General features: G+C 53.8%; 2 protein-coding genes. Both read left to right on the top strand.

Annotation, left to right across the window (positions count from 1 at the left end):
- Window positions 1–198: 198 nt before the first annotated feature.
- Window positions 199–1,590 carry a hypothetical protein gene (locus T496_RS0109835; RefSeq protein ID WP_155808842.1) on the top strand — a complete coding sequence of 464 codons (1,392 nt, stop codon included), beginning with the start codon at window positions 199–201 and terminating at the stop codon, window positions 1,588–1,590.
- Between the two features lie 114 nt (window positions 1,591–1,704).
- The coding region (locus tag T496_RS14470) for a leucine-rich repeat domain-containing protein (RefSeq protein ID WP_155808844.1) at window positions 1,705–2,596 on the top strand (892 nt) is incomplete at its 3' end.

Consider the following 2,596-nt stretch of genomic DNA (forward strand, 5'->3'; position numbering starts at 1 on the left):
GCTGAAGGCGGCACGAAACTTACCGCCAGCAACGCTACCAGTGCCACCACCATCTACGCTCACTGGAACGCGATTGCCGAGTAACCCCCTCTCGCGCGTATATAATATAAAAGGTATAAAAGACTCTCCCCCGACCCCTCCCTGTGGAGGGAGGGGAGTAGATAGAAAAGAAAGAAAACAATTAAACGAATAAATATTATGATACATAAATTTAGATATATAATGACGCTCGCGCTGCTACTCACGGCAGTCACGGGCGCATGGGCGGACGGCATTTCCGTCACCACTGAAGACTTCGGAAAGGTGATCTGCACCGACGGCAGTATCTACGCTACGGAAGGTGAAGCAACTGCAGCCAGCAAGACCGCTGCGGCCAAGATATTTTTCATCGACAATGTGAATAAGAAAGGCCTCGCCCTGGCGCTGGCAGATGAATCAGGCGCTATGGATTGGAGTACGGCCAAAACAACCGCAGCCGCTCACACTCCGGCCGTCACCGGTGGCACATGGAAGTTGGCCACCATGGACGAGTGGACCAATATGAGAGAAGCAGCGAAAAACTATCAAAACGACGAACATAATGGCCACAGTACCTTTAAAAATATGGCGAACTTGACCCAACGCTATTGGGTAAATACGGAGGACGAGTACGATTCCAATAACGCATATTGCTACATACCCTACAGTGGAAGCCAATTTGGTTTTAGCACTGACCCTAAGACTAACAACAGTAGTTGTTATGTTCGTGCCTGCCTCGAATTCAACATAGCCTCTGCCGCCCCTGAGGTGAAATGGGACGCAGCAACGAAGACTGCAACCTTCACAATGCCCGGCAGCGACGTCGTGCTCACCCCGCAGTACGCCCCCGCAGCCCAGCTCGATGAGAACGGCGCACCCGCAGCCGTCAGCGGACTCGAGATAGCAGCCGACGCCGCCATCATCACCGCCGGACAGTCGGCACAGGGCACACTGCTCTACGCCGTGGGCACATCGGCGACCGAAAAGCCCGCACTCACCGCCTTCGCCGCCACCCTGCCCAACGCCAAGGACCAGACCGCGGCCGGCAACTACTACGTGTGGTACTACATCCAGGGCCACGACACCCCCCAGGGCCAGGAGCCAACCGCCGAGAACACCTTCAACGACTCAGAGATCATGGGCCCCGTCACGGTTGAGCTGCTCACAAATGAGCACACCCTCAACATCAAGCAGAGCCCCAACATCACCGTCACCGTGGCCGGCACAGCCAAGACGCCCACCGACGACAAGGTAACCCCCGTCACCACCGGCCAGGAAGTCAAGATCAAAGCCAAGGACGGCTACAAGTTCCGCAAGGTGGAGGTGAAGAAGAAGGCGGAGAAACCGAAAACATTAACTATCGGCGGTACCTACGAAGTTACGCTTGACATTGATGGTTGCACTACATGGGAGCAGGTCATAGCGAAGAATTCAAATTTAATTCGAGTTTACTATGATTATATTACTGATCCAAAAACTTTCAACGCACTAATGAAAGGTGATAACATTGTTTCGCCATCTGATAATATAGATCCTACAGCTTCGGATTATATATTTGAAGAGTTAATGTGATTAGGGGACGGTTCTTGCTTTGGCAAGCGACTTCGTCGATTACTCTGATTCGTCAGAGAGTCCCCTCTCGCGTATATAATATAAAAGGTATAAACAACATAAAGAATACAATATATGAAAAATTCGATTAAGAGAGAGCAAAGTCAAGCTTGCTTGAACTTTGCCGAACGGAAGAATTTTCGGCTGCAAGCCAAACATAAGATATTAATGACGCTCGCACTGCTCATCACGGCAGTCGGCGGAGCGTGGGCACAGGGACCGTGGACCAGCAGCGACTGCACCGTAACACTTAACAACGGCACGCTGACCGTCAGCGGCAACGGTGCCATGGCGGACTACTCTGACCCTTCCGACCGGCCATGGGACGGCAACAGTGGAGACATCACCAGCGTGGTGGTGGAGAGCGGCGTAACATCCGTGGGCTTTAATGCCTTCGAGAGTATCTCCAACCTGACCTCCGTCACCCTGCCCGAAGGTTTGACGAGCATCGGCTCTAGTGCCTTCTACGACTGCCGCAGCCTGCAATCAATCACCATCCCATCGACGGTGACGAGCATCGGCGACGGTGCCTTCTGGAACTGCTCAGCCATGACCTCCGTCACCCTGCCCGAAGGTTTGACGGTCATCGGCACTTATGCCTTCACCAGCTGCAGCAGCCTGACATCAATCACCATCCCCTCGACGGTGACGAGCATCGGCGATTATGCCTTCATGTTAAGCTCAGTCATATCGGACGTCAATCTCTACGCCAACCCGGACAACCTGACTTGGGGCGATGCCAGCTATGACTTCAAGTCAGGCAAGGCCACCCAGTGCCACGTGCTCGCCGAGCACCTGAGCACCTATCAGAACAACTTCAGCAGCGCCAACGTCACCTTCGTGGGCGACCTGAAGCCGCTGGCTACCTCCGCCGTCGAGGTGACCACCAACAAGGCTGAGAACGATACCGTCTTTACAGAGGCTTGGTTCAACATGCCCGCCTTCGACGCAACGGCCGAGTACGAGC

Source organism: Xylanibacter brevis P6B11, assembly GCF_000621825.1.
GTDB lineage: Bacteria > Bacteroidota > Bacteroidia > Bacteroidales > Bacteroidaceae > Prevotella > Prevotella brevis.